The organism is uncultured Planktosalinus sp., from assembly GCF_963973675.1.
Taxonomy (GTDB): domain Bacteria; phylum Bacteroidota; class Bacteroidia; order Flavobacteriales; family Flavobacteriaceae; genus Planktosalinus.
The window spans coordinates 1-2,031 of record NZ_CAXBAN010000424.1; the positions used below are offsets into that span (position 1 = coordinate 1).

Genomic DNA, 2,031 nt, shown 5'->3' on the forward strand with positions numbered 1-2,031 from the left:
GAAACTACGGATGCCTGTCGAAGTCCCGTCGGCTCCGGCATCCACATTGGGCCAAAACCAAAGGGTGGGAATGTGTAATTCGTTGATGGCGTGCAGCGTAGCTTCAATTTGCTTGCGCGAAAGCGCATATTCATTGGTTACGGGGTGTTGCATGACCACGAGGTACCCCTCGCTGAGGTCGGGCATTGCACCCACGCCACCGTATTTTTGATAGGGGTCAAACAACAAGGTTTTGCTATGTAATACAGGCACCGCCAAATCAATGGAGGGGCAACCGGTGTTGAATACCATGGCAGCGTCTTCACCCAGCTTCAACACCCGGGCTTCGGCTTCTTCAGAGGACACAAAGTGATAGTCGGCCAGTTTGGTGATGGCATGCCGCACTTTTTCATCGATGTTGCCCGTCACTTCTCCACCCTGAAGGTGTGCCAAAGGGATGTTCATATAAGACGCACAAATGGCGGTGGCCATGGTTTCAAAACGATCGGCCACGGTCACGACTATATCGGGTTTCAGGTTGTCAAAAACAGTCGACAATTCAAGGATACCAATTCCGGTAGTTTTAGCGGCGGCCGTCAGGTTTTCGCCTTCCAGGACATTGAAGACCTTAGCGGCTATTTGAAAGCCGTCTTTTTCAATATAATTGACGGCTGACCCATAGCGGTCCAGCAAGGCAGATGCAGCCACAATGAGTTGCAATTCCAGATGGGGGTGCGCCTCGATAGCCTTCAAGACTGACTTCACCCGGCTGTAAGAAGGGCGGGCAGTGATTACTACAGCAATGGTACGTTTTGACATCGATGGGAGTTTGGGTTAAAAATATAAAAAGGAATAGAGATAACCGGACGAACTGAAAAATATTTTTGCAGCCTGCAAAGGTGTGCAGATATTTTTTATGTTTTTGTCATTCTCTTTGCGAAAAAGCATTAATACTGCCAAAAGCGTTCGTAGCAACTTGATCATGGGGTATAAAATATGTCCTCGGCCTGGTTACCTATTTGTAGAAGCTTACCTGTATAGTTGAAATCTTAGGCCCAATCCAAACATTTCTAAAAAATGATGCCTGCATACTACCCGGCGTATCCTATATTTGTAAAACACGCAATAGTATAATTTTGAAACCGTAGAATTCATGAACATCCTCGCCATCATCCCTGCCAAATATGAAAACAAGCGCATTCATTGTATGGGTTCAAATGATGACAGAATATTAATTTTTTCCAAAAGCAAAATATGATTTATAAAAAAGTGTATAAATTTTTTTCTCAAAAAGATGGGTCGCAACACATTGCTTCTACGTATGCTTTAAAGGGACTAGAGAAAATTGTAAAGAAAAATAATGTCAACTTTGTTTTTGAGTTTGGAATTGGGATTGGAACGATACCTTATCTTTTAGGTTCTATTAAAAATGAGTTAATTTATTTTGGAACAGAAAATAATGGGTACTGTATAGAACAACTTAAACTCAATTTAAAAGATTTAGAAACTACCTTTTCATATAATCATCTTCATTCTTTTGAAGAATATACAGGTAATCGAAAGTTTGATTTAATAATTTTTGATGGGGCATTTAATGATTCAGCATTCTTAAGAAAAAATAGCTCATGATAACTCAATTATTTTTGTAGAAGGGTATAGAGCTGATCAAATTAAATTTATTATTAATGTATTTCCTTTTGCTTTGGTAAGTCAGAATATATGCAACCTAAAAAACGAAGACTTTTCTTTGGGATCAAATAAAAAACAAGAAAATTATGTTGGCGGTTATACTTTAATTAGACTTGATACAAGCTTTAGAAATAGGATTAAATGGTTATTAGAAAAACTTAGAACATATTTTCTTTATAAAATCAGAAAACTTAAATCATGAAGGTTTTAGCTGTAATACCTGCTCGTGGAGGCAGTAAGGGTGTATTGGGAAAAAACATGAGACTTGTAGCCGGAAAACCACTTATAGAGTACACTATAAATGTGGCTAAAAAATCTAAATACCTATCTAAGATAGTTATTTCAACAGATGATAGGGATGTA

Annotated in this window: 2 protein-coding genes and 1 pseudogene; 2 read left to right on the forward strand and 1 reads right to left on the reverse strand. The window is 39.0% G+C overall.

The genetic code is table 11. From position 1 onward, the window contains the following. The coding region (gene neuC, locus AACY61_RS12920) for a UDP-N-acetylglucosamine 2-epimerase (protein WP_339611994.1) at nt 1-798 on the reverse strand (798 nt) is incomplete at its 3' end. Nucleotides 799-1,233: 435 nt separating this feature from the next. Here neuC and AACY61_RS12925 point away from each other — a divergent pair. Together AACY61_RS12925 and AACY61_RS12930 are read left to right on the forward strand one after the other, a co-directional pair. Next, complete coding sequence (locus tag AACY61_RS12925) at nt 1,234-1,608, forward strand: hypothetical protein (RefSeq protein ID WP_339611995.1); 375 nt, start codon at nt 1,234-1,236, stop codon at nt 1,606-1,608. Between the two features lie 258 nt (nt 1,609-1,866). Then, nucleotides 1,867-2,031, forward strand: a pseudogene (locus tag AACY61_RS12930) (acylneuraminate cytidylyltransferase family protein); the annotation flags it as partial.

Coding starts and splice junctions, on each gene's coding strand:
- AACY61_RS12925 (WP_339611995.1), top strand. CDS start 1,234: ATGATTTATAAAAAAGTGTATAAATTTTTTTCTCAAAAAGATGGGTCG.